Annotated in this window: 24 protein-coding genes and 1 tRNA gene; 12 read left to right on the forward strand and 13 right to left on the reverse strand. The window is 33.2% G+C overall.

Annotated elements, in window-relative coordinates; genetic code table 11:
• Positions 1–21 precede the first annotated feature (21 nt).
• Together J2W95_RS16220 and J2W95_RS16225 are read right to left on the reverse strand one after the other, a co-directional pair.
• Positions 22–2,445: a TonB-dependent receptor gene (locus J2W95_RS16220; RefSeq protein WP_310008869.1), complete on the reverse strand. Its 2,424-nt coding sequence runs from the start codon at positions 2,443–2,445 to the stop codon at positions 22–24.
• A gap of 54 nt (positions 2,446–2,499) precedes the next feature.
• Positions 2,500–4,197, reverse strand: coding sequence for a M23 family metallopeptidase (locus tag J2W95_RS16225; RefSeq protein WP_310008871.1), 1,698 nt, complete (start codon positions 4,195–4,197; stop codon positions 2,500–2,502).
• Between the two features lie 179 nt (positions 4,198–4,376).
• Between J2W95_RS16225 and J2W95_RS16230 the strand changes: the two genes are divergently transcribed.
• From J2W95_RS16230 to rny, 3 genes are all read left to right on the forward strand, one after another.
• The gene (locus tag J2W95_RS16230) at positions 4,377–4,667 is read left to right on the forward strand and encodes a hypothetical protein (RefSeq protein ID WP_310008873.1); all 291 of its coding nucleotides are present in this window, start codon (positions 4,377–4,379) and stop codon (positions 4,665–4,667) included.
• 8 nt (positions 4,668–4,675) lie between these two features.
• Positions 4,676–4,969 (forward strand): cell division protein ZapA, encoded by a 294-nt coding sequence (locus tag J2W95_RS16235; protein WP_310008875.1) that lies wholly within the window; start codon positions 4,676–4,678, stop codon positions 4,967–4,969.
• A 207-nt stretch (positions 4,970–5,176) separates the two neighbouring features.
• Positions 5,177–6,739: a ribonuclease Y gene (gene rny, locus J2W95_RS16240; RefSeq protein ID WP_310008877.1), complete on the forward strand. Its 1,563-nt coding sequence runs from the start codon at positions 5,177–5,179 to the stop codon at positions 6,737–6,739.
• A gap of 228 nt (positions 6,740–6,967) precedes the next feature.
• Here rny and J2W95_RS16245 read toward each other — a convergent pair whose 3' ends face one another.
• The 3 genes from J2W95_RS16245 to J2W95_RS16255 form a co-directional block, all read right to left on the reverse strand.
• On the reverse strand, positions 6,968–8,470 hold the full coding sequence (locus J2W95_RS16245) for a PAS domain-containing sensor histidine kinase (protein WP_310008879.1): 1,503 nt from the start codon (positions 8,468–8,470) through the stop codon (positions 6,968–6,970).
• Positions 8,471–8,555: 85 nt separating this feature from the next.
• Positions 8,556–9,452, reverse strand: a complete 897-nt coding sequence (gene xerA, locus J2W95_RS16250) for a site-specific tyrosine recombinase/integron integrase (RefSeq protein ID WP_310008881.1) — start codon at positions 9,450–9,452, stop codon at positions 8,556–8,558.
• Positions 9,453–9,529: 77 nt separating this feature from the next.
• A complete protein-coding gene (locus J2W95_RS16255) occupies positions 9,530–10,036 on the reverse strand; it encodes a hypothetical protein (protein WP_310008883.1) in 507 nt (168 codons plus the stop codon).
• 366 nt (positions 10,037–10,402) lie between these two features.
• Here J2W95_RS16255 and aroQ point away from each other — a divergent pair, with 366 nt between their 5' ends.
• On the forward strand, positions 10,403–10,816 hold the full coding sequence (gene aroQ / locus J2W95_RS16260) for a type II 3-dehydroquinate dehydratase (protein WP_310008884.1): 414 nt from the start codon (positions 10,403–10,405) through the stop codon (positions 10,814–10,816).
• An 89-nt stretch (positions 10,817–10,905) separates the two neighbouring features.
• Positions 10,906–13,371: a DUF5686 and carboxypeptidase regulatory-like domain-containing protein gene (locus J2W95_RS16265; RefSeq protein WP_310008886.1), complete on the forward strand. Its 2,466-nt coding sequence runs from the start codon at positions 10,906–10,908 to the stop codon at positions 13,369–13,371.
• A 78-nt stretch (positions 13,372–13,449) separates the two neighbouring features.
• Here J2W95_RS16265 and J2W95_RS16270 read toward each other — a convergent pair whose 3' ends face one another.
• The 5 genes from J2W95_RS16270 to J2W95_RS16290 form a co-directional block, all read right to left on the reverse strand.
• A complete protein-coding gene (locus J2W95_RS16270) occupies positions 13,450–14,316 on the reverse strand; it encodes a cation diffusion facilitator family transporter (protein ID WP_310008888.1) in 867 nt (288 codons plus the stop codon).
• Between the two features lie 89 nt (positions 14,317–14,405).
• Positions 14,406–15,722 carry a UDP-N-acetylglucosamine 1-carboxyvinyltransferase gene (gene murA, locus J2W95_RS16275; RefSeq protein WP_310008890.1) on the reverse strand — a complete coding sequence of 439 codons (1,317 nt, stop codon included), beginning with the start codon at positions 15,720–15,722 and terminating at the stop codon, positions 14,406–14,408.
• Positions 15,723–15,822: 100 nt separating this feature from the next.
• Positions 15,823–16,533, reverse strand: a complete 711-nt coding sequence (locus tag J2W95_RS16280; RefSeq protein ID WP_310008892.1) for a DUF4290 domain-containing protein — start codon at positions 16,531–16,533, stop codon at positions 15,823–15,825.
• 2 nt (positions 16,534–16,535) lie between these two features.
• Positions 16,536–16,832, reverse strand: a complete 297-nt coding sequence (locus tag J2W95_RS16285) for a DUF493 family protein (RefSeq protein WP_310008894.1) — start codon at positions 16,830–16,832, stop codon at positions 16,536–16,538.
• Between the two features lie 184 nt (positions 16,833–17,016).
• Positions 17,017–17,142, reverse strand: coding sequence for a hypothetical protein (locus J2W95_RS16290; RefSeq protein ID WP_310008896.1), 126 nt, complete (start codon positions 17,140–17,142; stop codon positions 17,017–17,019).
• Positions 17,143–17,200: 58 nt separating this feature from the next.
• Between J2W95_RS16290 and J2W95_RS16295 the strand changes: the two genes are divergently transcribed.
• From J2W95_RS16295 to J2W95_RS16315, 5 genes are all read left to right on the forward strand, one after another.
• A complete protein-coding gene (locus J2W95_RS16295) occupies positions 17,201–17,734 on the forward strand; it encodes an AAA family ATPase (protein WP_310008898.1) in 534 nt (177 codons plus the stop codon).
• Between the two features lie 52 nt (positions 17,735–17,786).
• Positions 17,787–19,682, forward strand: a complete 1,896-nt coding sequence (locus tag J2W95_RS16300) for a RecQ family ATP-dependent DNA helicase (protein WP_310008900.1) — start codon at positions 17,787–17,789, stop codon at positions 19,680–19,682.
• The gene (gene fmt, locus J2W95_RS16305) at positions 19,682–20,629 is read left to right on the forward strand and encodes a methionyl-tRNA formyltransferase (protein ID WP_310008902.1); all 948 of its coding nucleotides are present in this window, start codon (positions 19,682–19,684) and stop codon (positions 20,627–20,629) included. Before J2W95_RS16300 ends, fmt begins: the two co-directional genes overlap by 1 nt.
• A 182-nt stretch (positions 20,630–20,811) precedes the next feature.
• Positions 20,812–21,084 carry an HU family DNA-binding protein gene (locus tag J2W95_RS16310; RefSeq protein ID WP_035637634.1) on the forward strand — a complete coding sequence of 91 codons (273 nt, stop codon included), beginning with the start codon at positions 20,812–20,814 and terminating at the stop codon, positions 21,082–21,084.
• A gap of 127 nt (positions 21,085–21,211) precedes the next feature.
• Positions 21,212–21,772, forward strand: a complete 561-nt coding sequence (locus J2W95_RS16315) for a YqgE/AlgH family protein (RefSeq protein WP_310008905.1) — start codon at positions 21,212–21,214, stop codon at positions 21,770–21,772.
• Here the strand turns inward: J2W95_RS16315 and J2W95_RS16320 are convergent.
• Together J2W95_RS16320 and J2W95_RS16325 are read right to left on the reverse strand one after the other, a co-directional pair.
• Positions 21,764–22,603: an aminotransferase class IV gene (locus J2W95_RS16320; protein WP_310008907.1), complete on the reverse strand. Its 840-nt coding sequence runs from the start codon at positions 22,601–22,603 to the stop codon at positions 21,764–21,766. The two genes, J2W95_RS16315 and J2W95_RS16320, sit on opposite strands and share 9 nt — an antisense overlap.
• A gap of 64 nt (positions 22,604–22,667) precedes the next feature.
• Positions 22,668–23,060 (reverse strand): START-like domain-containing protein, encoded by a 393-nt coding sequence (locus tag J2W95_RS16325; protein ID WP_310008909.1) that lies wholly within the window; start codon positions 23,058–23,060, stop codon positions 22,668–22,670.
• 153 nt (positions 23,061–23,213) lie between these two features.
• Here J2W95_RS16325 and J2W95_RS16330 point away from each other — a divergent pair.
• A tRNA-Met gene (locus J2W95_RS16330) sits at positions 23,214–23,287 on the forward strand.
• Between the two features lie 373 nt (positions 23,288–23,660).
• Positions 23,661–23,918, forward strand: a complete 258-nt coding sequence (locus tag J2W95_RS16335) for a hypothetical protein (protein ID WP_310008911.1) — start codon at positions 23,661–23,663, stop codon at positions 23,916–23,918.
• 114 nt (positions 23,919–24,032) lie between these two features.
• Here the strand turns inward: J2W95_RS16335 and J2W95_RS16340 are convergent, their stop codons facing one another.
• On the reverse strand, positions 24,033–26,051 hold the full coding sequence (locus J2W95_RS16340; RefSeq protein ID WP_310008913.1) for an OmpA family protein: 2,019 nt from the start codon (positions 26,049–26,051) through the stop codon (positions 24,033–24,035).
• Between the last annotated feature and the right edge of the window lie 8 nt (positions 26,052–26,059).

Consider the following 26,059-nt stretch of genomic DNA (forward strand, 5'->3'; position numbering starts at 1 on the left):
CTGTCAATCCCTTAAAACAGGTTACAATCTCATATTTAACTTCAAGTTAAAAACTCGAGTGGTCATGTAATTTGGAATCGCATATTCTGTTTTAGTGTACACATCTCGAACCCAAGTATTGGTAATGGCATTTTGATTATTAAAGAGATTGTAAATTTCAAAGCCTAAAGACAACTCTTTAAAATTCTTGAAAAATTTATTATTGGACATTCCTACTTTTTGATCAATAAAGACTTTCGAAAACCCAACGTCCACTCGTCGATAATCATTCAATCGGTTTTGGTACAAATATGGATCTGAATAAGCTGGCGAACCTCCTGGCAATCCAGTATTGTAAACCATATTAAGATACAATTTTAAACTCGGAATTTTTGGCATATAATCTTGGAACAAAAGCCCAAATTTCAATCGTTGATCCGTTGGTCTGGCAATATATCCTTTGTTGTCAATATTCTCTTCTGTTTTTAAGTATCCAAAACTAATCCAAGAATCAGTTCCTGGAACAAATTCTCCGTTAAGTCGAAGATCTAGTCCTTGCGCATATGCAACAGCATTATTATCAGCAGCATAGCGTATTCTTACATTATCAACTGTATAAGGATTTACATCTGTCATCTTTTTATAGTAAGCTTCGGTAACCAATTTAAATGGGCGCTCCCACATTTTAAAACTATAATCATTACCCAAAACAAAATTTATGGATTTTTGAGCTTCCGTATCGGGTTGTACTACTCCATCATAATCACGCAGCTCCCTATAAAATGGTGGCTGACTATAAACACCTACAGTAAACCTGAAAAGCATGTCTTTTTCCCAATTTGGTTTGATGGCAAATTGGGCTCTTGGACTAAAAATAGTTTGAAAATTACTGACTAAATTATCACCTGACACTTCCCAACTTTGCATTCGAATACCCAAATTATACCAGATCTCGTTTGTTCCCAAATTGTCTTTTCGTCCCCATTGCCCATAAGCCGAAAATCTATCAATATTTGTAAAATTAGTGGCATATACATATTGATATGGAATTAACAGTCCTGAATATGGTTGATACGGTTCATCGTTTTTAGGTAATACAATTGGAGGTCGTATTGAAAAGCCTGCTGAATCAATAACTTCCCATTCAGATACTCGATCTCGAATGGATTCACGTGTGTATTTTACTCCCCATTCGATTTGATTTTGCTTCCAGTTTTTAAACCCTTTTACTTCTAAATTGGCAATTAAGGCATCCAAATCATTTCTGGCGTGATTGAGTTGCGAACCAATTCCTCTTGAAAAAGCAATATCACCATAGGTATCAGATCCTATATTAATATCCACTTCCCCTAAACGATATTGCGCATAAATATCAAAATATTCTTGTTCTATCGTATGAAATACAGAGCCAATAAATTTCAGGGTAAAACTATCACTTACTTGATAAGTACTTTTTAAAGCGCCAAAATAAGTATCATATTTATCTTTCTCTTGGCCTTCATAATAAACAGCAAGAGCCATTGGAGCATCAGCAGTACCAAAATTAGTTTGGCGAGTCAATGGTTGATACAAATACTTATTCTGAGAAATATTACCTAGAAAACTCCATTGCCATTTTGGTGAAGCCTCATAATTGATATTGGTTTGAATATCTGCAAAAGTTGGAGTGTAATTCGTTTGAGTTTCTTGACTATTGACAAGAAGACTGTTATTCCGATACCTTATTCCCGTAATTGCCGACCATTTTTTATCTTTCGAAACTGCATCAACTGCAAGGCTTCCACCAAGAAAACTCATTTCTAGAATGACTCCAAATTGTGTCGGATTTCTATAAGTGATATCCAAAACGGAAGACATTTTATCACCGTACTTCGCTTGAAAACCTCCTGCCGAAAATTCTATATTTTGTACTAAATCAGTATTGATAAAACTCAATCCTTCTTGCTGCCCCGATCGAATCAAAAAAGGTCGATACACTTCTACTTCATTAACATAAACTAAATTTTCATCATAATTTCCACCACGAACTGAGTATTGTGTACTAAGTTCATTATTCGAATTGACTCCAGGCAATGTTTTCAAAACATTTTCGATACCTGCATTGGCTCCAGGAATAAAACGAATGTCTTTGGCTTCAAAAGTAATAATCCCCTGAACTGATTTTTTATTATTACTATTGATGATAACCTCGCCCATTTGTTCCTGTTGATCATTCATGTGCATATTAAACACATAAACTTCATTTGGTTTTAAAGAAGCTTTTAAACTGGCTTTTTTTAAAGAAATATGGGTGAATTCAATAGTGATTATTTGATTGGACGGAATAGCAATTTCATAAAACCCCTTTTCATCTGTCTGAATATTATTATTAGGACAGGTTACATTCACACCCTCAATAGGAAGATTCTTTTCATCCAAAACGACACCTTTTACAAAAGCCGTTTGGGCAAATGAATTCATTCCCATCCATAAAAAGATAAAACAACACAGGGATTTAAAAATATTCAATTGATTTTACTTTTACTGTTTTTGATTTCTTAGAAAATGAGTTTCAAAGATAGAAGAATTCCCTACATTATCCACTACTACAACTTTAAATTCATTCTCGCCGTCAGTAACAATTCCGTCACTAAAATTATGAGTCAAAAGCCTCGTTTTATTATCGTATTCCATCAAAATCCATTTTCCGTTAAGATAACCATTATACGATTTAATTCCAGACAAACTATCAGATATACTCACCTGAAGCAGTTTTTGGCTGTCCATTTTTTTACCTTCAATAGATTTTGCAATTGTAATTACGGGTGGAATGGTATCTAACACTAATTTATACTGCCCTAGAGTTTTTACTCTAATCTCATAAACATTATTTTTTCGACGAGTTGTATTGTAACTAACCCTTCCGCCATCAATTCGTCCAATAAATACTTTGTCTTTTTGATCTTCTAGATAACTCTCGTTTTCCATAGTAATAGTGAAATTTGTGTGTGCCGGAACGGTATCATCATGAACAGTCAAAACATTATTCTTTACATCAAAATTCAAATTAAAGTCATCGTAAAATGTTCCTGCTGGAAAGAAAACAGAACATTTATTTTTTTCAAAAAAACAATCCTTTGATGCTTTTACAACATAATTTGCGACAGAAGGTTCTTTTTCTATTATAGTTGATAACATATCATATTCTACTGGAATCGAAATAGTGGTTTTATTTCCATAAAAATCAGAAACCATCAAACTACAAACAGAAGTCAAATTGGGAAGCACAGTAATAATACCATTTGTTTCATCAGTTTTTATGATGCTCAAATTATAAGGCGGATTCATAAATAACTTTTGAATTCTTTGTCCGGATTTTTTATAAACCGAGTAATCAATGAATGCATTTATATATCGCATTTCATCAAAAGAATAGGTATTAAATTGATAACCAAAAATAGATTTTCCGTTACAAGACAAATTCACGTCAAAAATTCCATTTTTATTAAAAGACACATCATCATAATCATCAGAAATAATACCAAAACCAATTTTCCCATTAGCAATAACTTTATCAGCCATATAAATTCCATCCTTTTGCAAGGATAAATTAATTGGAATAGGTCTTTGCGAATGATTAACCGTCGTTTTAGAATCTAAAGGATAAGCATACAAATTGGAAACTATTGGTTTTTTGGCATCATTCAACAAAGCATCAAATCCAAAAAACATAGGGTTAATAATTTTCTCTGTTTTGGTATCTCGAAATTCAAAATGCAAATGTGGTCCTTCAGAAGCTCCTGTATTTCCAGAAACAGCAATTAACTGCCCTTGTTTAATAGGCATTTCATTGGGTTTAAAATACATTTCAATTTCAAAAGACTTTTCTTTATAATGCGTTTTCTTTATAAAACTCTCAATAGAATCAGTTGCTTTTTGCAAATGTCCATAGACCGAAGTAAATCCATTTGGATGATCAATATAAATTGTTTTTCCGTTTCCAAAAGTAGAAATCTTAATTCTTGAAACATAACCATCGGCAACTGCATACACGTTTAATCCTTCTTTCTGAAGGGTTTTCATATCAAAACCCGCATGAAAGTGATTTGGCCTCAGCTCACCAAAATTTCCAGATAATTGTAGCGGAATATCAAGTGGAGGGCAAAAGTAATTTTTAGGATAATCTGTTTGAGCAAAAAGTGTAGTTGTGAATACTAACAAAAAAAAAGAAAATTTCATGGAATAGATTTTTGCTAAGTTAAAAAAAGCAACTAAAACCCACAAGATAAAACAAAACCAAAACCCAACAAACTGATTTATAAATAATTGATTATTTTAATGTAAAAAAATCGATAAAATATTGCAATAATAAAAAGGAATACTAACTTTGTAAGATTAAGTAATGAATAGGAATTATAATGAGTGTGATTGCAGAAATAATTGATACTCTTGAAAATAAGATTGGAAAACTTTTTTTGAAAATAAAAAGTTTGGAGAAAAACAATCAAGAATTATATATAGAGTTAAAGAACGCTGCAGTGTTAATACAAAATCAATCCAAAGAGATTGAAGCCTTAAAAACACAATTAGAAACACTCAAAATAGCCAATGCATTATTAGGCAGTGACGATAACAAAAGAGATACAAAGCTTAAAATAAATTCAATAATTCGTGAAATTGATTACTGTATAGCCCAGCTATCAGATTAGTAAAAAATATGGACGAAAAGCTTAAAATTAAAATATCAATTGCAGAAAGAGTTTATCCATTGACGGTAGATTTCTCTCAGGAAGAAGGACTTAGAAGTGCTTCTAAAAAAATTGATGCGATGATTAAGCAGTTTGAAGAAAATTATGCTGTACGAGATAAACAAGACGTATTGGCCATGTGTGCTTTACAATTTGCTTCTCAAGCAGAACAAAAACAGATTGATAATGCTATAAATGGAGAAGAAACCATTGAAAGATTAAACAAAATCAATTTGCTTTTGGACGAATATCTCGAAAATTAAACGTTCTTTACAAAGACTAAGATACTGCCTACATTAGTTCATATTGGTAAACTCAACACTAACAATTTAGAATGAGCAAATCATCACTACTATAGTATGCCACGCTTCGGCGAGGAAACTTGAACAGTGAGTTAGCTCAAAACTTGTCTTTTCGAGTTTATACAACTTCTAATGTAGGCTTTTTTTATATATAAATTTTTAACAAACATGGACATTATAACAATAATTATTTCAGGAATTACAGGTATTGCACTAGGATTTGGTATCGCCAAAATCATCGAAAAAAGCAATATTTCTAATTTGATTAAAAGTGCAAAAAAAGAAGCAGCCTCAATACTAAAAGATGCTAATCTTGAAGCCGAAAACATTAAAAAAGATAAAATTCTTCAAGCAAAAGAAAAATTTATTGAATTGAAATCGGAGCATGAACAAGTAATTCTAGCCAGAGACAAAAAAGTAGCTGAAGTAGAAAAAAGAGTACGTGACAAAGAATCTCAGATTTCAAATGAATTATCTAAAGCTAAAAAAGTAAACGATGATTTTGAAGCAAAAACTGCAGAATACGAGTCTAAAATTGAAAATTTAGAGAAAAAACAAGTAGAAGTTGATAGACTACACAAAAGTCAATTACAACAACTAGAAGTTATTTCTGGACTATCTGCCGATGAAGCCAAAGAACAACTTATAGAAGGTCTTAAAGGTGAAGCGAAGAGCAAAGCAATGTCTCATATTCAAGATACTATTGAAGAAGCTAAATTAACTGCACAACAGGAAGCCAAAAAAATCATCATCAACACTATCCAAAGAGTTGGTACCGAAGAAGCTGTAGAAAACTGCGTATCTGTTTTCAACATCGAATCAGATGATGTAAAGGGAAGAATCATTGGACGTGAAGGTAGAAACATTAGAGCTCTTGAAGCTGCAACAGGAGTTGAGATTATCGTTGATGATACTCCAGAAGCGATTATTCTTTCTTGTTTTGACCCTGTTCGTAGAGAAATTGCCCGTTTGGCATTACACAAATTAGTTACAGACGGACGTATTCACCCAGCACGTATTGAAGAAGTAGTTGCTAAAACAACTAAACAAATTGACGATGAAATCATTGAAGTTGGTAAACGTACCGTGATTGATTTAGGAATCCACGGATTACACCCTGAATTAATAAAAGTAGTTGGTAGAATGAAATATCGTTCTTCTTACGGACAAAACTTATTGCAACACTCCCGTGAAGTTTCTAAACTTTGTGGAATTATGGCAGCTGAATTAGGATTGAATGTTAAGCTTGCCAAAAGAGCAGGTTTACTTCACGATATTGGTAAAGTGCCTGATGCAGAAAGTGATTTACCTCACGCATTATTAGGAATGCAATGGGCTGAAAAATATGGTGAAAAAGAAGAAGTTTGTAACGCAATTGGAGCTCACCACGACGAAATAGAAATGAAATCATTACTTTCTCCAATTATTCAGGTTTGTGATGCTATTTCGGGAGCTAGGCCAGGTGCAAGAAGACAAGTTTTGGATTCTTACATACAACGTTTAAAAGATCTTGAAGAAGTAGCTTACGGATTCAGTGGTGTAAAAAATGCTTATGCAATCCAAGCCGGTAGAGAACTTCGTGTAATTGTAGAAAGCGAAAAAGTATCTGATGAAAATGCAGCTAATTTATCGTTTGAAATTTCTCAAAAAATACAAACTGAAATGACTTACCCTGGTCAAGTGAAAGTTACCGTAATTAGAGAAACTAGAGCTGTGAATATCGCAAAATAAGAAACTCAAATTCTAAAATCATTAAATTCCAAATTCCAATTATTATTAAATTGGGATTTGGAATTTTTTTTGGACTTAAAGTTTTAGTTTGTATTTCCAAAAAATCACTATCTCGGCTCTTTAGCCCTGATGGAAGTGGAAATCCCACGCTTTTGGGCGTGGATTGTAGCAGACAGCAGGAACCCATATTTCCTGATAAAGCCTATACTTTCGCTCCTTATTATTTCACTATCCTTTCTTGAAATAAATTTTGAAGGTTGTTCCAAAGTTAAGAGTACTTTCAACTTCTATTTTTCCTCCCATATTTTCAATTTGGTTTTTGGTAAGATATAAACCAACTCCCCTCGCATCATTGTTTCTGTGGAATGTTTTATACAATCCAAAAATAGCATCTTTATGCTTTTCGAGATCAATTCCCAATCCGTTGTCTTTTACGTTTAATACAACAAAATCGTCATTGACCTCAGTTGTAAAAATGATTTTAGGCTCTTTGTTAGGGTCCGAATATTTAATGGCATTCGTTACCAAGTTTAACATTATACTTTCCAGATAAGAAGGCACGCAAAAAACTTCTACTGCGCTAGGAACATAATTCAAAACCTGAATGCCTTTTAGTTTAATTGATTCATTCAAAACATCCATAACTTTATCAATGAAGTTATTGATCTTTAAGGATTGCATATTGCTTTCCTTTTCGGTGTAAATACTAACCAAATCGTTTAAATTTTCGATTGTAGAGAACAATTCATCCGAAACGATCTGAATATTACTAAAAGTATCTTCGTTCGACAGAAGCCCTTCCTGATGTAAATCCAGCAATGATTTTATATTCCCGCTGTGTGTTCTTAAATTATGAGAAACGATATGGGCAAAATTCAGCAACTTATTGTTTTGCGTATTTACAATTTCGAGCATTTTGGCCAGCTCGATTTCTTTTTCTTTTTGTACAGAAATATCGGTATGAGTACCCACGATTCGCAACGGCTTACCATCATCGCCTCTTTCTATGACTTTGCCTCTATCGAGAATCCATTTGTACTTACCGTTGCAGAGAACCCGATGACAGGTTTCATAAAAAGGGATTTTATTTTCAAAATGCAAATTTATGTTTCCATAATATTCATTCCTATCATCTGGATGAACCCTTTCATCCCATTCTTCTGGGGCAGCAACTAAATCTGATTCAGTCAGTTCCAAAATTTTCATAGACTCAGAGGAATAATACACCTTGTTCGTTATCAAATCCCAGTCCCAAACTCCCCTATCTGATGCTTGTACAGCAAAATGATACCTCTCGTCGGCAACTTTTAATCGAATTTCTTGTTCTTTTACTATCGTTATATCTGAAATCAGTCCGTAAAAAACTACCTCATCATTATCGCTTTTCTTGGGTGTTGCATCAATACGAATCCATTTATAACCGCTTTCAGGCATTAATAGTCTAAAATCAATTTCCCATTTTTCATTGCTTGAAATAGCCTTTTCATAAGAATCCAAAAAGACTTTCAGATCCGGCTCATAAATTTTATAATTAGATAATTTATAAGAATCTTCTAAAAACTCGTTTATGGAAAATTCATTTAAAAATTCAATGGGTTTGCTCAAAAAATCAACAGCAATATGTTTTTGAGAATTAATTCGTATTTGAAAAATTATATTGGGAAGTTGTTTAATTAAACTTTCGTATAATTTATTTAAATCTTCTGGAGTTTTATTGGCTGTAAAAATCATAATTTAAGACACTTCATTGGTGCAATAACAAAAATATCAAATCTTAGGTATATATTGTTATAAAACACTACATTTATTACAGAAATTACTTTCTTGGATGGTAGGTATTCATCACTTCTGTTAAAAATTTTCTATCTAAATGGACATAAATCTCTGTGGTAGTTATCGATTCATGGCCAAGCATCAATTGAATAGAACGCAAATCGGCACCATTTTCCAATAAATGGGTCGCAAAAGAATGTCTGAAAGTATGGGGACTGATTTTTTTATTCAAATTAATTTTTACAGCCAAATCCTTGATAATCGTAAAAATCATCGCGCGAGTCAATTGTCGTCCTCTTCGGTTCAGAAACAAAGTATCTTCAAAACCTTTTTGAATCCCTAAATGAACGCGAACTTCATTTCTATAAATTCCAATATATTTTTGGGTCAAATCACCAACTGGAACAAAACGTTGTTTATTCCCTTTTCCAGTAATTTTGATAAATCCTTCTTCAAAAAACAAATCGGATATTTTTAAGGCAACCAATTCAGAAACACGAAGTCCACAACCGTATAAAGTTTCTAGCAAAGCCCGATTACGCTCCCCTTCATTTGAACTCAAATCAATTGCCGAGATAAGCGTATCAATTTCCTCGACTGCTAAGGTATCAGGAAGTTTACGTCCAGTTTTGGGAGATTCGATCAACTCCAAAGGGTTGTCATTTCTAAAATCTTCAAATATTAAATACGAAAAAAAGCTTTTTAAACCCGAAATAATCCTAGCTTGAGATCTGGGATTTACTTCTTTGGAAACAGCATAAATGAATTGCTGAACTGTTTCCTCATTAATGGCTATAGGAGAAACAGTAATTGAATTTTGATTTAAAAACAAACACAACCTCTCAATATCAAAAGAATAATTATCAATAGTATTTTTTGACAAACCTCTTTCAATCTTAAGATAGGACTGATAACTCTTTAGATACGATTCCCAATTCATTTGAACAAAGTAAGGGCTTTTTTGGGTAAAAAAAAACCTCCCGAGTTGGGAGGCTTATTTTTGATTTCTAACAAATATTAGAAGTGTAATGCAAATCCAATATTTAATTGGAAAACATCTTCATAAAAATCATTATTTAACGAAATATTGTAACGTAGACCTGGCTCAATAGAAACATTTTTCGCAACAAACCAAGCATATCCTGCTTGTAATCCCAAATAAGAAGGATTTTCGTTAAAATCCTCTATACTTGCTCCCGTAAAAGAAGCCTCAAGAGGAAATTTATTCATCAAATAATATTTTGCCCCTACTTTATAGGAAAAAACATTGTAACCTCCATTATCTCCATAGCCTAAACCTGCCTTAACAGCTAAATTATCTGCAACAAAGTAACCACCCTCTGCTCCTAAGTTCCAAGCAGTATCACCATCAGAAGAAGCTAATTGAAAACTTGTGTTACCAACTGTAGTAGCACCAAAATTTGTATTAGCCTCAATTAACCATTTTCCTTTTTTAGTTTGTTCTTGTGCATTTGTAAATCCAAATGCTAAAACAGCAACTGCTGATAAAATAATCTTTTTCATTTTCTTAATAAATTAATTAGTTATTTAGTGGTATAAAACCATTCCCTTTAACGTTAAACAAGGGAATTTTAGTATAAAAAAACTATTAAAACACATTAAAAAAATCATCAGAACTTACACATATTTAATTATCAGCTAATTAAAACCAACTCAAATACTTCTCATTATTAGTGAATAAAAAAAGCTGGTATTAAAATCCAAATATACAATTGACTGCTTGATTCGTGTTTTAAAAATAATATCACATACTTTTACAAAAACCGTTCTAATTATATAAAATGGTTTTTTTATTTTTACAGGAATTGTAAACTTTTTGGTGAAATGTAAAATTGCTCCAAACCAACTTTAATAAAACGCAAACCATTTATGAAAATCAGCATTATCAACGGACCCAATTTGAATCTTTTAGGAAAAAGAGAACCTGAAGTTTATGGTACTCAAACATTCGAAGATTATTTTGAGCTTTTAAAAAATAAGTTTCCACAAATAGAATTGACTTATTACCAAAGCAATATAGAAGGTGAATTAATTAGTAAAATACAGGAACTAGGTTTTACTTATGATGGAATTATTCTTAATGCTGGTGCTTACACACATACTTCCATAGGAATTGGAGATGCTATCAAAGCGGTAACCACTCCAGTGATCGAGGTTCATATTTCAAACACTTATGCACGTGAAAGTTTCAGACACCAATCCTATATTTCAGGAAATGCTAAAGGTGTCATTTTAGGTTTCGGTTTAAAAAGCTATGATTTGGCAATTCAGTCATTTTTATAATATATTTTTAACAAAATTTTATAAAAATTCATACATTTTTACATGTAACATGCCTTACAAAAAAGCGTCCAACATCAAAACTACAATTTATGAAAAACGCTTTTTTGTTTCTTTTTTTAGTTACAGGTCTTTATAATTTTGCCCAAATTAAAGGCAAAATCACCGACGACAAAGGAAACCCACTTCCATCTGTTACCATATATGAAGACAACACTTATAATGGAACTACTTCCAACGAGCAAGGTTTTTATGAATTAAACACTAAAAAGCTCGACAAACACACAATTGTTTTCCAATTTTTAGGATTCAAAACTCAAAAACAAACATTAGATATCACCTCATTTCCTTATAATTTGGATATAAAACTAATAGAGGAAAGTTTTACTTTAAATGAAGTTGTCATTAATCCTAAAGACAATCCTGCCAATCAAATTATAAAGAATGCCATTGCCAATAAAAAAGCAAACATTGAAAAAACAGCTAAATATAAAGCCGATTTTTATTCTCGAGGTATTTTCCGAATCAAAGATGCCCCCAAAAAAATTCTCGGACAAAAATTAGACATGTTTGATGAAGTTCTGGACTCCACACGAAGTGGTATACTCTATTTATCAGAAACCGTTTCGAAGATTTCTTTTCAGAAACCTGACAAAATGAAGGAGACTATTATTGCCTCCAAAGTAAGTGGTAATGACAGTGGATTTAGTTTCAACAATGCAGCATCAGCCAATTTCGATTTTTATGATAATTATTTACAATTTGATGTAAATGTAGTTTCCCCAATTGCAGACAATGCTCTCAACTACTATAAATACAAACTGGAAGGCTCATTTTACAATGAAAATAACCAACAAATTAATAAAATAAAAGTCACTCCAAAAAGAGAATCTGAACCTGTGATGGAAGGTTACATTTATATCCTAGATGACAGTTGGGCAATATATGCAGTTGATGTTAACATTAAAGGGGAACAAATGCAAAATCCAGCATTGAACTTATTGACTTTAAAACAAAACTTCAGTTACAATTCTGACACCAAAATTTGGGTAAAAAACACTCAAACCATCGATTTCGTATTCGGAATGCTAGGTATTAATGTTTCGGGGAAATTTACTTATGTCTTTTCTAATTTTGAATTTGAACCAACATTCAACAAAAAAACGTTTACAAAAGAAGTATTGACATTTGAAGAAAATGCCAACAAAAAAGAAGATGATTATTGGAACACTATTCGTCCAATTCCTTTAACCATGGAAGAAAGCACCGATTACACCAAGAAAGACATTCTGCAAACTAAAAAGAAATCACAGGTATATCTCGATTCTATAGACAAAAAGAATAATAAATTTCATTTTTTAGATCCTATTACTGGCTATAACTATAAAAATTCATTTCAAAAATGGTCAGCCAATTATGAAGGAATACTAACAGGAATCAATTTCAACACAGTACAAGGCTGGAAAGTCAGCACTGGATTGTCTTATACAAAAAATGATCGTGAAAAAGGAAAATACACTCGATTTGGAGTTGATTTTGATTATGGCTTCTCCGAAGACAAATTTAGATCAACAGGAAGCTTTGTCCATAAATTCAACAATACGAACAAAAGTGAAATTCAAATTTCAGGAGGAAGCCGTGTTGCCCAATTCAATGAAGAAAAGCCTATAAAAGAACTATTAAACTCCGTTACCACTTTGTTTTTTAAAGAAAATCTGATGAAGATTTATGAAAATAATTACATCTCATTTTTATACCAACGGGAAATCACCAATGGAATTTTCATGAAGGCTAAAGTCGATTATTTGGAAAACAAACCATTGTCAAACACTACTGACCAAACCTTTTTTCAAAAAGAAAAAGACTATACCTCAAATAATCCCTGGGCTCCAAAAGATTATACAACTCCTGCATTTGAAAAATACAATTTGGTAAAAGCCAATCTGGAAGCCAAAATTAATTTTGATCAAAATTACATTACTCGCCCTGACGGAAAGTTTAATATATCAGAAGGCAAATACCCTATTCTGACATTGGGTTATGAAAAAGGATTCGCCGGTAGCGAAAAAAACTATGAATTCGATCATCTAAAAGCGAAGATTGAGTACAATGCAACTCTTGGAAACAAAGGAATTTTATCCTTGAATGCCAAAGGAGGCAAATTCTTTAACGCTGATCAAATCTCATTTGTAGATTACAAACATTTTAACGGTAATCAAACCTATATCGGATTCTCCGAAAGTTATTTGAATGTATTCAATTTGATGCCCTATTATAGCAATAGCACCAATGACAGTTATTTTGAACTGCACACCGAACACAATGACAAAGGTTATGTGATGAATAAAATTCCGTTGTTGAACCTACTAAAATCAAACCTAGTATTAGGCTATCATTTATTGGCCATACCAAATAGAAATCCTTATGCCGAATACAGTGTAGGTTTGGACAATCTCGGTTTTGGAAAATTCAAAATGTTCCGATTGGATTATGTTCGTTCCTATCAAAATGGATTTCAAAAAGACGGTGTAATTGTTGGAATTAAATTTTTGAATTAAATCAAAGTTTAACCACAAACAGCAATAAAAAAACCAATACTTTTTGAATAGTATTGGTTTTACTGTTTATAATTATTCCTAATCGGGTTCAATGTGAATCAAGACATTACCTAATTCCGGTATCTTCTCAGTAAGTGTATCTTTCAACAAATGAGATAAATCATGTCCTTCTTTTACAGTAATTGAACCTTTTACTCTAGCATGAAGATCAACATGATATTTCATTCCTGCTTTTCTGATAAAACATTTTTCGGTATCAATGATTCCATCCACTTGATGAGAAACTTCTCTGATTTCTTCAACCAAATCGTCGTACAAATGTTCGTCCATGATTTCGCCAAGTGCCGGCCTAAAAATTAGGTAACTATTATACAAAATGAAAGCTGATGCAAACAAGGCAGCCCAATCATCGGCCGCTTCATATCCTTTCCCTAAAAACAATGCTGTCGAAATCCCAATAAATGCAGCAACCGACGTTAACGCATCGCTTCTGTGATGCCAAGCATCCGCTTTAAGAGAAGAACTATTGGTTTCTTTACTTCTTTTCATCACCAATCGAAACGAATATTCTTTCCAAAGAATAATAGCGCCAAGTATATAAAGTGTCCATGACTTTGGCAATTCGTGAGGAGTTTGAATATTAATAATACTCTCATACCCTATTATTGTAGCCGAGGTAATCAAAAAACCTACTACCAAAAAAGTAATCAATGGTTCTGCTCTACCGTGTCCGTATGGATGATTGTCATCAGCGGGCCTACTGGAATATTTTATACCAAAAAGAACCAAAAGAGAAGCAAAAATATCAGTTGTAGATTCTATAGCGTCTGCAACTAAGGCATACGAGTTCCCAAAAAAGCCAGCCACCCCTTTTATAAGGGCCAAAGAAGTATTCCCAATTATACTAAAATAGGTCGCCTTTATTGCTTTCTCCTCATTAGACATATTTCACTTTTTTATGCTAAAAATCGCTTAAAGAAATTATTTTCAGGAGAAAATTAAATTTATTTAAGCGATTTTAAAATTGTTATTTCTTATTGTTTTTCTCGAACTATTTTTGCTCCTATTGCTCTTAAACGCTCGTCTATTCGCTCATATCCTCTATCGATTTGCTCAATATTTTGGATTGTGCTGGTTCCTTTGGCAGAAAGTGCTGCAATCAACAATGAGATTCCTGCACGAATATCAGGAGAAGACATTGTTGTCGCTTTTAGAGTAGATTTAAAATCATGCCCAATAACCACAGCTCTATGCGGATCACACAACATAATTTTCGCTCCCATATCAATCAATTTATCGACAAAGAACAAGCGACTTTCAAACATTTTTTGGTGAATCAAAACATCACCTTTGGCTTGTGTAGCTACTACCAATATAATACTCAATAAATCGGGTGTGAATCCTGGCCAAGGTGCATCGGCGATAGTAAGAATTGAACCATCGATATCAGTTTTTACTTCGTATCCATCTTTATGTTCTGGGATAAAAATATCATCTCCTCTTTTCTCCAATGTAATTCCTAATTTTCTGAACACACTTGGAATCACTCCTAGATTCTCCCAGCTTACATCTTTGATTGTAATTTCACTTCTTGTCATAGCCGCAAGACCAATCCAAGAACCAATTTCAATCATATCCGGTAAAATTCTATGAACACAACCTCCAAGTTTTTCAACTCCTTCAATAGTTAATAAATTAGATCCAACTCCAGTAATATTAGCTCCCATAGAGTTCAACATTTTGCAAAGTTGTTGCAAATAAGGTTCACAAGCAGCATTGTAAACTGTTGTTTTTCCTTTAGCCAAAACAGCAGCCATAACAATATTGGCAGTTCCTGTTACAGACGCTTCATCCAATAACATATCTGCACCAACAAGTCCCTCTGGAGCTTCTACACCATAAAAATGGTCTTCTCTGTTGTATCTAAATTTAGCCCCTAAATTGATGAATCCTTCAAAATGGGTATCCAATCTTCTACGTCCAATTTTGTCACCACCTGGTTTCGGGATATATCCTTTTCCAAAACGTGCCAAAAGCGGTCCAACAATCATAATAGAACCACGAAGAGAACCACCTTCTTTCTTGAAAGCTTCAGTTTCTAGATATTCAACATTCACCTCATCTGATTGGAAAGTATAAGAACCATGTCCTAGTTTCTCTATTTTAACTCCCAAATTCCCCAAAAGTTTTATCAATTTGTTGATATCGATAATATCTGGGATATTGTTGATTGTTATTTTTTCTGGCGTTAAAAGCACAGCACACAAAATTTGTAATGCTTCATTTTTCGCTCCTTGCGGTATTACTTCCCCTTTTAGACGAACTCCTCCTTCTATTTTGAAAACTTCCATGTATTTATTTTTAGATTCTAAGATTCTAAGAAACTGAGATTCTAAGTTTTTTTTAAGCTTTTCAGCTTAATTTCTTAGTTTCTTAGCAACTTTGTTTAATTTACTTTTTTTGGAACGGTTTTGGTTTCCCCGTTTTATTATTATTCTTATTGCTTTGAATTTTTGGTTGTCCAGCAGGGCCAATTTTATTAGAAATCCTTTTATTCGTTCTAAGTAAATCGGTGGTGTTTAATAATTCTTCTGAACTTTGCAGTAAATTCAGCTTCCCATCTGACAATTCATAAAGATGTTCGAAAATTACATCATCTTTTACGGTATCTTTATTCCAGCTCAAATAGGATTTTTTCATGTGATTGGCAATTACTTTTACCAATGCACTTTTCATTTCTCCTTCTTCCCATTTATTGGCTACATCAATCATGTATTTGATGTTATTCCCATAATATCTGTATTTTGGGTAGTTCTGAGGGTATTTTAAAACATCGGGTTTGAGTTGCAATACTTCTCTTGACGGAATTGGATAAGGTGAATCGGCTACTAACTTAAAATCAGACATGATAAAAAGCTGATCCCAAAGTTTGTGCTGAAAATCGGGCACGTCTCTCAAGTGAGGATTCAAACTTCCCATTACCTGAATGATATATTTTGCCGTTTTGTTGCGTTCAACTTCATCTTCAATAACAGTTGCCTGCTCGATCAATTTTTGCAAATGACGACCATATTCCGGAATGATTAAATGTTCTCTTTCGGAATTGTATTCCAAATTGAAAACAACATCGTTCGCGTTTTCTTTTTTATATTTTTCGATCATAATTATAAGGAAACTATACCTTCTATTGTGGATAATTCTTGGTACTTATCTATTATTTCTTGCGAATCTTTGACAGTGACATCTACCGAAACACTGGTAAATTTTCCAGTTTTGGATTTTGTTGTTCTGATTACAGCTCCCATGCAGTTGAAAGCATTCTCCACTTTTTGGATATTTTCCTCGGTAGTGGGAACTATAAATTTAAACAAATATTCTGCTGGCCAAGAATTACTGTTGTCCAACTCAATCTTTAGCCTTTCATAGAACTCTGCAGCTTTATTTTCTTTATCGTTGTCCATTCTTAAATTAAAAATAAAGGCAAATATACGGTTTAGATTTTAGATTTTAGATTTTAGATTTAGGAATTATAAGTATGGGTTTAAAGATTTATGGGACAATAAGTGCTAAACTAACATTTTTCTTTTATTTCTAAGAGGAATTTCAATCGAAGTTATGCTTCCAAAAATTCACTATATCTCCCCTTTAGCCCTGATGGAAGCGGCATCCCATCCCGTTTTTTCTACGGGATGGAATACAGCGGACAGCAGGAACCATTTTTCCTAAAAAAGCTCCATCTTTCGCTCCTTTATATTGAACTGTAATTAGCAATCAATAAACTTTTTAATTTCCAATAAGTTTGAGTATTTTTGCCGCTTAATTAGAGAAAGTGCAGAAAGAAATTATTGTTATCATTGGCGGCCCTGGTACTGGGAAAAGTTCTATTATTAAAAGTCTGGAAACGAAAGGTTATTGTTGTTATCCAGAAATTTCTCGTGAAGTTACACTTGAAGCCCAAAAAAGAGGTATTGAACAATTGTTTCTGGAAGACCCTTTATTGTTTAGCCAAATGTTGCTTGACGGCAGAATAAAACAATTTAATAATGCCCAAAATGAACCACACAAATGGGTATTTATTGACCGCGGAATTCCGGATGTCGTGGCTTACCTAGACTATATTGGTGATGATTTTCCTGAGCATTTTGATAGTGCTTGTCGTGAAAATGTATATACCAAAATATTTATGCTTCCGCCTTGGGAGGAGATTTATGAAAGCGACAGTGAGCGCTATGAAAACTTTGAGCAAGCAAAAACCATCTACAAACACCTTACAAAAACCTACACAGATTATGGCTACAATCTAATTGAAGTGCCAAAAGATAGTGTAGATAACAGAATTCTTTTTATATTAGATAAAATTTAGCAATTTATTGAAAATCAAGATTGTAAATAATTAAAAATCTAAACTAGAAATAATGCCAGAAGCATTAGCAATTCTTCAAAAATATTGGCAGCATAATACATTTAGATCACTACAAAAAGAAATTATTGATTCCGTTTTAAGTGGTCAGGATACTTTTGCTTTGATGCCAACTGGAGGCGGGAAATCAATTTGTTTCCAAGTGCCAGCCCTGATGGAAGAAGGAATCTGTTTGGTTATTTCTCCATTGGTTGCTTTGATGAAGGACCAAGTTACCAATTTGCAAAACCGAGGAATTAAAGCCATTGCTTTGACCGGAGGTATTCGATCTGAGGAAATGATTGACTTGCTGGACAATTGCCAATTTGGGAATTATAAATTTCTGTATGTTTCTCCGGAGCGCTTGCAATCGGATTGGATTTTGGAACGTATAAAAAATCTTCCCATAAACTTAATAACTATTGACGAAGCACATTGTGTTTCACAATGGGGACATGATTTTCGTCCAGCCTATTTGAAGATTTCGGCATTGAAAACTTATTTCCCAAAAGTTCCATTTTTGGCTTTGACGGCTACAGCCACTCCAAGAGTAAAAGAGGATATTATTACCGAACTGGGGATGCACAATCCTAAGCAGTTTGAGAAATCTTTTGCCAGAAAGAATATAGCCTATATGGTTTTTGAAGTGGAAGACAAGCATTTTCGAATTCAGCAAATTCTTAAAAAAAACCCTCAGCCTTCTATTATATATGTTCGAAACAGAAAATCGTGTTTGGACATTTCGGCTCAATTGCAAACGTTAGGATTTAAAAGCACTTATTATCACGGTGGACTTACCTCTAGAGAAAAAGACAAAAACATGCAGCTTTGGATGGAAGAAAAAGCGCAGGTTATCGTTGCCACAAATGCCTTTGGAATGGGAATTGACAAACCTAATGTTAAAACCGTTATCCATATTCAGTTACCGGAAAACATTGAAAATTACTATCAGGAAGCGGGTCGTGCCGGAAGAAACGGCGAAAAAGCATATGCTGTTTTATTAACTAGTCCAACAGATATCATTCAAACCGAAAATCAATTTATAAACGTTTTGCCAGACAAAGCTTTTTTGAACACTATGTTTGTCAAACTCTGCAATTACTTTCAGATTGCCTACGGAGAAGGAATTAACGAGGAATTCACTTTTAATTTACATCATTTTTGTTTGAAATATGGGTTTCCAGCATTAAAAACATTCAATGCAATGCGTTTTTTAGACGGTCAAGGTGTTTTGACTTTGTCTCAAGAATTTTCAGAAAAAATCACATTGCAATTTTTAATTCCATCCAAAGAAGTTATACGCTATACGAGTTTGAATCCTAATGATGAAGAAATTATTCTAACTATTCTAAGGACTTACCCTGGTGTCTATGAGATGCAGACTGCTTTCAATTTGCCAATGATTGCCAAAAAATCCAATCATTCTGAAGCCGAAATACTAGCAGTATTACACAAACTAAAAGACAAAGAAATTATAGAATACCATTCTAAAAACAATGATGCAACTTTAATATTCAATGAAATTCGGGAAGATGAAAGAACAATTAATAAAGTCTCTAAATATTTAATAAGACAAAACGAACTCAAAAAAGAACAACTGCAATCGGTTTTGAATTATGTAAAGGAAAAGAATGTTTGCAAAAGTAAAATGATTTTAGAATATTTTGGAGAAAAAGCGAAAGACAATTGCGGCATTTGTTCTTATTGCATAACGCTTTCCAAACCAAAGAAAGACTACAATGCACTTTCCAAAAAAATCATGACTTTATTGCAAATTGAAGATTTAAATTCAAGAGAAATCCAAGAGAAAACAAAAAATACCGCCGACGATATTATCTTTGTACTGCAAGAATTATTGGAAGATGATCTTTTAATAATTCAAAAAAACAATAAATACACTTTAAAAGCCTAATGGAAAAATTAAGAATTATATTTATGGGAACTCCAGAATTTGCCGTTGGCATTCTAGACACCATAATCAAAAACAACTATGAAGTAGTAGGTGTAATCACCGCAGCGGACAAACCTGCCGGTCGAGGTCAAAAACTGAAATATTCGGCAGTAAAGGAATATGCATTAGAAAAAAAATTAAACCTATTGCAGCCTACAAATCTAAAAGACGATGGCTTTCTTGAAGAATTAAAATCACTGAACGCTAATCTACAAATCGTAGTTGCTTTTCGAATGTTGCCAAAAGTAGTATGGGAGATGCCATCCTTGGGGACATTCAATCTGCACGCTTCCTTACTTCCCAATTATAGAGGAGCCGCACCAATTAACTGGGCAATTATCAATGGAGAAACCAAAACTGGCGTGACTACTTTTTTTATCGATGATAAAATAGATACTGGAGCGATGATTTTAAGCTCTGAAACAGCAATCGATGACACCGAAAATGCAGGACAATTACACGATAGATTAATGCTTTTAGGATGCGATACCGTAATAGAGACTTTGAAAGTGATTGAAAGTGGAAACGCTACAACCACGATTCAGAATGATTCATCAGATATCAAAACAGCATACAAGCTAAATAAAGAAAATTGCAAAATTGATTGGTCAAAATCAATCACAGAAATTTACAATTTGATTCGAGGTTTAAGTCCTTACCCTGCTGCTTGGTGTTTTTTTGGCGACAAAGGCGAAGAGTGGAATGTAAAAATCTACGAAACCAAAGCTATTATTGAAGAACATACATATCCTATTGGAAACATAATATGTACCAAAAAAGAAATGAAAATAGCAGTAAATAAAGGTTATATTCAAATAATGTCTCTTCAATTTCCAGGAAAAAAGAAAATGACTACTGCAGAATTATTAAATGGTATTACTTTTTCAGAAAGTACAAAAGCCTATTAATACCAATGACAGCAGGAGTTAAGTGCTGTTTTTCTCGGAATTTTAGCCTACTTTATGAACAAAGATTGTAAGTTATTAACAAAATACACTAAAAATGTATAAAACACTTGCAAAGACCGTATTTCCTGTTAATTTTGTTCTAATTAACAATTATTTTAACCAACAATTAACATCAAATTATTATGAACAAATCAGAATTAATCGACGCTATCGCTGCTGATGCAGGAATTACTAAAGCTGCTGCAAAATTGGCATTAGAATCATTTTTAGGAAATGTAGGTGGAACTTTGAAAAAAGGTGGTAAAGTATCTTTAGTAGGATTCGGATCTTGGTCAGTATCTTCAAGAGCTGCAAGAGACGGAAGAAATCCTCAAACTGGAAAAACTATTAAAATCGCTGCAAAAAATGTTGTAAAATTCAAAGCTGGAGCTGATTTAGAAGGAGCAGTAAACTAATCATAGTTTATCTTATATAATTAAACCTTCCGATTGGAAGGTTTTTTTTTGCTTTTTAACGATTAAAATCGAAAAAGTTTGGTTAGTGAATTTAATTTTTCTTAAATTTAATTAAAAATATAGCCTTATGATTTCAGAAAAATTAAAAAAAGGATATTTACTTATTGCTGAACCATCAATAATTGGAGACTTGTCATTTAATCGATCAGTAATCCTCTTGGCAGATCATAACGAAGATGGCTCAGTAGGCTTTATTATGAACAAACCTTTGAAATATTCCATCAATGATTTGATTCCCGAAATAAATGCCAATTTTAAGATTTTCAATGGCGGTCCAGTAGAACAGGACAACCTTTATTTCATACACAATATTCCTGACCTTATACCCAATAGTATAGAAATATCCAATGGGATTTATTGGGGTGGTGATTTTGAATCAACAAAAGATCTAATCAATAAAGGCAAGATAAAAAAAGAGAACATCCGTTTCTTTTTGGGTTATACTGGATGGGAAGAGCAACAACTTGAAAAAGAAATGGAAACCAATTCCTGGATTATTACCAAAAACAATTATGAGAATAAAATAATTGGGAAACCAACTACTCATTTCTGGAAAGAGCAAATCATAGAGTTGGGAGGCGAATACCTTATTTGGTCAAACGCTCCCGAAAATCCATATTTAAACTAAGTTTAAAGATTCATTTAATTTTGCAACTAACGTTTTAGAAATTTCAATAGAGAATTCTTTTTTTCTGTATTTTGTAATTGGTTGCACACCTTTAATAACATTCGTTACAAACAATTCATCCGCTTTTTGAAGATCAAAAGGCGAAATAATTTCCTCTGCCACTTCAATACCGCTTATTTTTTTAGCCAACCCCAAAATTTGTTTTCTCATTACTCCATTTAAGCAACCTTCCGAAACCGGAGGAGTGACTAACCTATTATCCTTTAACATAAAAATATTGCCCTGTAAAGCCTCAACAACATTTTTAGTATCGTTTAATAGAATACAATTATCCAATCCGTTTTCGTTAGCATAAATACTTCCAGTTACATTTATCAAACGGTTTGTCGTTTTAATTGAGGACAATAATTGTTTTGTGATATAAAAATCCTTGAACAAATCGACTTCATACTCGCCTTCACGAAGAAAATATGCGGTATTTTCAAGCGGAATAGCTTGTATCAAAAAGGAAACGGTATTGTTTTGCGGTAAATAATATCCTCCGTCATTTCTATAAACCGTAATTCTAGCTCTAGAAGATGATTCAACATTATTATTTTTGACCAAAGTAATAATTTGCTCTTCTAGGTATTCCATCGTAAAATCCATTGGGATTTCCATTCGAACCACACGCATGGAAGACATCAACCTGAAGTAATGATCTTCTAAAAACAGGATTTTTCCATTTACAATTTTCACAGTTTCAAAAACCGCATCACCATATAAAAACCCTCTATTTTGAACTAAAATATTTGCATCCTCGGATACTATTGCACCATTAAAATTTATCATACTATATATAAAAAAAAGTCACGCCAAAAGGCGTGACAAATATAAGTTATAATATACAATTCTGCTACACCGAACCTATAACATGTTTTAGGTCTGAAATCTGGTTTTCCCATAACTGAGTTGCTTCTTCAACCTCATCTTTCCTAGCAAAGTCAACAACCATTAAAGAAACATCTTTGGTAAGCTCATCCACTAAAATATTCAATTCAAAAAAATATTCGGTATCCTTATTATTGTCGTCAACCCATTTGAATTTCACTTTCTCACCCGATTTTTTGGATGCCAATCTTGCTTTCTCTTGGGAGTCATTCCAGATAAAAGTAAAAAACTCACCACGAGAATTTACATTATCAGCAAACCATTCAGACAAGCCCGAAGGTGTCGAAATATATTGGTACAACAATTGGGGAGAGGAATTTATGGGGAATTCGATTTCGTAACGCACTTTTAAATCCATGAATATCACTTATTTTTTTTCGAATATATAGATTATTACTCCAATAAAAAAACGTTTTCAAAAAAAAATATTTTTTGTTGCTTTTCGCTTGCAAACTCTAATTATTGTTTTATATTTGCACCCGCATTCAGGGATAGGATATATCCCAAATATGGCGAGGTAGCTCAGTCGGTTAGAGCGCAGGATTCATAACCCTGAGGTCACGGGTTCAACTCCCGTCTTCGCTACAAGAAACAAACCCTTAAACATCAATTGTTTAAGGGTTTTTTATTGGATTTCACCTCATCGTAACTATCAAACTCACCCCTAAGAGCGATGAAAAGGAGTGAGAAATTTTATAAATCGAGATAGGAGCTTTAATCGGAAAAGATATAAATGAAATCAAGTTTTTCGTCTATATTGTTAGTTTCCAAAGCAGACAGAGTTGTTCGGACTAAAAAACATTCTTTTAGAACACCTTTCTTTGAATACAGAGAAAGAATTTAATGTACTTATACAATTGTTTACATCAAATCAAAATAGTATTTTCGGCAAACAATATATTAGAAAAACGGAACTTGATAAGAAAATATCAAATACCTAAAAGAGCAATGGAATCATATGGATATAGTCAAATTTAAAATCACACCAAAAACGATAAAAGTAGAAGTTCGCAATTCTAACAATTATGTTTTCACTTTTAATACAGCTTTAGAAATTGAGAAAGAAGATCGAGAGGTTTTATTAAGACTGTACAATGCTTTAGACCTTCTTTTTAAGAAAGAAAATGCCAGCGAAGTAAAAAACTACATTTCACCCAACCAAACTAACATACTTGACCAAATCAATGAAGTTGGTGGTTTAGAACCGGAGAAATAAAAAATTTAGTGATTAAAATTGTTTTTAATACATATTTAAACAAAAAAAAGACAGGACTTAAATTTCCTGTCTTTTTACACTCTAAAAGAGTATTCACGGGTATATTGCTTTTTTTTATTTAGCAGCAGGAATAATGTCAATTATTACCGTACGGTTGTAAAAACGTTCTTCAGGAAGTTTGTTTTCAAAAGGAGATGCACTCTCATCTTCACCATAACCATGCACTTTGAATGTAACATCTTTTCGTCCAGATTGTGATAATGTTTTTTCGATAATGCTTTTCACTTCATTGGCTCTATCCAAAGACAAATTTGAATTATAAGACTCTTCACCAATAATATCGGTGTGACCATGAATGATAACTACTCCGTTCTTAGGTATTTTAGGCGTAACCACCTCTGTCAAATATTTTTCATACATAGCAATTGCTTTTGATTTATTAAATTCAAAAATTATGCTGTATCTAAGTCCTTCTTCTGTTTTAGACGGAGTCCAAAGCACCATGTGAGTAGTGGTTACTTTTTCTTCAATTTTGCCGCTTTTGGTTTTCCCAATCATTTTTACTTTGTAATCACCCTCAGAACGAGTTCCCATAATACTTTTACCAGGAATACTTACTTTCTCTTTAGTATAAGGACCAAAAGTTTTCATTTGTCCGTCTGGATCAGTAGTTTCCAAAGACCATGAAGAATACGCTTGTCCTGCGCCAGTTGCATCAATAGTTATATAACTATCTATAGGTGCTTCCTGAACAGTGACAAATTCTAATGGTTTTAATGGAGCATCTGGACCAACTTGAAATTCCATCAATAATTCAGGTGAATTACTTTCGATCGAAACTCTGCGATCTCCCTCGCGAAGTAATTCCAATTCTTTTGTCCCTCCAGGTTGCTCAGATGGAATGTTAGGTTTTAGCTGGCCTTTAGTAGTTATTCTTGACGATTTTATTTCGAATACATTTACCAAATACGTTTTGATAGATTCGGCCATAACAACACCATCTTCTGATCCTTTTTCTGAAGAACCAACAAGTGTAATAGTAGTTGAAGGATATTTTACCATTCGATTCCCAAGAATATTGATTACATTATAATAAACCGTCATTTGTCGTGCAGAACGACCTGATGGATTTACAGTTGCCGTAACTCCTATCTGATCTTCATTGAAATCTTTTGCATTCTCTTTTTGCAATAATTTGTAACGACTTGGTATTTTATTTGATTCCAAATCATAAAAAACATAATTCCTCAATGGAAATACCTCTCTTACGTTACGTTCTCCCGGAATGTTCTTAGGCGCATATACCGAAAACTGAACTTGAGATTCTACCGCTTCAGGAGCTTCTGCTTTACTTCCTTGTCCAAATTTAAGTGCCATACCTACCCTAAGAGTACTTAAACTCCAAGTTTCTGTAGAACGTGGATGTTGCCCAAAATAAGGTTGAAAATTCACAAACGGAGACAAAAGAAATTGTGTTTTATGTTTTTGTGATGATAACGGAATATCAAACCCTGCTCCAACTTGCATAGAAATAAGCGTTTCGTCAACATTGTCAAAATCACCTCTTACCTCAGGCGTAGCCTCTTGATTGGGATAAGCAGGATTAATTCCTAACTGATATTTAAATGATTTATCCACATTGAAAGCCAAACGTGGCCCTCCGTATATATAAAAATTAGATTTAAAAGGCGCAATACGAATACTCGGTTCTACAGTGATATAACTTAATTCTGTAGATAAATCTGCTGGGCAATTACAAGGACTCATTTTCTGATCAAACGATCCTTTTCTACTGTCATAACCTGCCTGAAACATAAATCCCAATATTGTATTTGGTTTATAATATTCAATAACTGGTGCCAAATAAAGTCCTGCTCCTTCTCCATTATGAAAAGTTACCGGAGGAGTTAAACTCGAATTAAGCTGATGTGTCGAGCCACGGTAAAAACTATAGTTGGTGGCTGCTGCAACACCAAAATACCAAGAAGGTTTTGTATAATTAACCTCTTGCGCATGAAGCTTTGTTTGAGCACTCAAGCACAACAATGTCAATAAGAAAAGAGTGTTTAAGAGAAGATTCTCTGAAATCCACGTTGTAAATAATTCCGTTTTAAAACTAATTTTAGTTTTCATTTTATGTC

It is taken from the genome of Flavobacterium granuli, assembly GCF_031456055.1.
Classification (GTDB): Bacteria; Bacteroidota; Bacteroidia; order Flavobacteriales; family Flavobacteriaceae; genus Flavobacterium; species Flavobacterium granuli_A.

Bases quoted from the DNA above. Each gene is read 5' to 3' on its own strand.
- J2W95_RS16325 (WP_310008909.1), bottom strand. From the start codon at position 23,060: ATGGATTTAAAAGTGCGTTACGAAATCGAATTCCCCATAAATTCCTCT.
- J2W95_RS16300 (WP_310008900.1), top strand. From the start codon at position 17,787: ATGCCAGAAGCATTAGCAATTCTTCAAAAATATTGGCAGCATAATACA.
- J2W95_RS16230 (WP_310008873.1), top strand. From the start codon at position 4,377: ATGAGTGTGATTGCAGAAATAATTGATACTCTTGAAAATAAGATTGGA.
- J2W95_RS16225 (WP_310008871.1), bottom strand. From the start codon at position 4,197: ATGAAATTTTCTTTTTTTTTGTTAGTATTCACAACTACACTTTTTGCT.
- aroQ (WP_310008884.1), top strand. From the start codon at position 10,403: ATGAAAATCAGCATTATCAACGGACCCAATTTGAATCTTTTAGGAAAA.
- J2W95_RS16265 (WP_310008886.1), top strand. From the start codon at position 10,906: ATGAAAAACGCTTTTTTGTTTCTTTTTTTAGTTACAGGTCTTTATAAT.
- J2W95_RS16220 (WP_310008869.1), bottom strand. From the start codon at position 2,445: ATGGGAATGAATTCATTTGCCCAAACGGCTTTTGTAAAAGGTGTCGTT.
- J2W95_RS16310 (WP_035637634.1), top strand. From the start codon at position 20,812: ATGAACAAATCAGAATTAATCGACGCTATCGCTGCTGATGCAGGAATT.
- rny (WP_310008877.1), top strand. From the start codon at position 5,177: ATGGACATTATAACAATAATTATTTCAGGAATTACAGGTATTGCACTA.
- J2W95_RS16255 (WP_310008883.1), bottom strand. From the start codon at position 10,036: ATGAAAAAGATTATTTTATCAGCAGTTGCTGTTTTAGCATTTGGATTT.
- J2W95_RS16320 (WP_310008907.1), bottom strand. From the start codon at position 22,603: ATGATAAATTTTAATGGTGCAATAGTATCCGAGGATGCAAATATTTTA.
- J2W95_RS16280 (WP_310008892.1), bottom strand. From the start codon at position 16,533: ATGATCGAAAAATATAAAAAAGAAAACGCGAACGATGTTGTTTTCAAT.
- J2W95_RS16235 (WP_310008875.1), top strand. From the start codon at position 4,676: ATGGACGAAAAGCTTAAAATTAAAATATCAATTGCAGAAAGAGTTTAT.
- J2W95_RS16340 (WP_310008913.1), bottom strand. From the start codon at position 26,051: ATGAAAACTAAAATTAGTTTTAAAACGGAATTATTTACAACGTGGATT.
- fmt (WP_310008902.1), top strand. From the start codon at position 19,682: ATGGAAAAATTAAGAATTATATTTATGGGAACTCCAGAATTTGCCGTT.
- xerA (WP_310008881.1), bottom strand. From the start codon at position 9,452: ATGAATTGGGAATCGTATCTAAAGAGTTATCAGTCCTATCTTAAGATT.
- J2W95_RS16245 (WP_310008879.1), bottom strand. From the start codon at position 8,470: ATGATTTTTACAGCCAATAAAACTCCAGAAGATTTAAATAAATTATAC.
- J2W95_RS16285 (WP_310008894.1), bottom strand. From the start codon at position 16,832: ATGGACAACGATAAAGAAAATAAAGCTGCAGAGTTCTATGAAAGGCTA.
- J2W95_RS16335 (WP_310008911.1), top strand. From the start codon at position 23,661: ATGGATATAGTCAAATTTAAAATCACACCAAAAACGATAAAAGTAGAA.
- J2W95_RS16315 (WP_310008905.1), top strand. From the start codon at position 21,212: ATGATTTCAGAAAAATTAAAAAAAGGATATTTACTTATTGCTGAACCA.
- murA (WP_310008890.1), bottom strand. From the start codon at position 15,722: ATGGAAGTTTTCAAAATAGAAGGAGGAGTTCGTCTAAAAGGGGAAGTA.
- J2W95_RS16270 (WP_310008888.1), bottom strand. From the start codon at position 14,316: ATGTCTAATGAGGAGAAAGCAATAAAGGCGACCTATTTTAGTATAATT.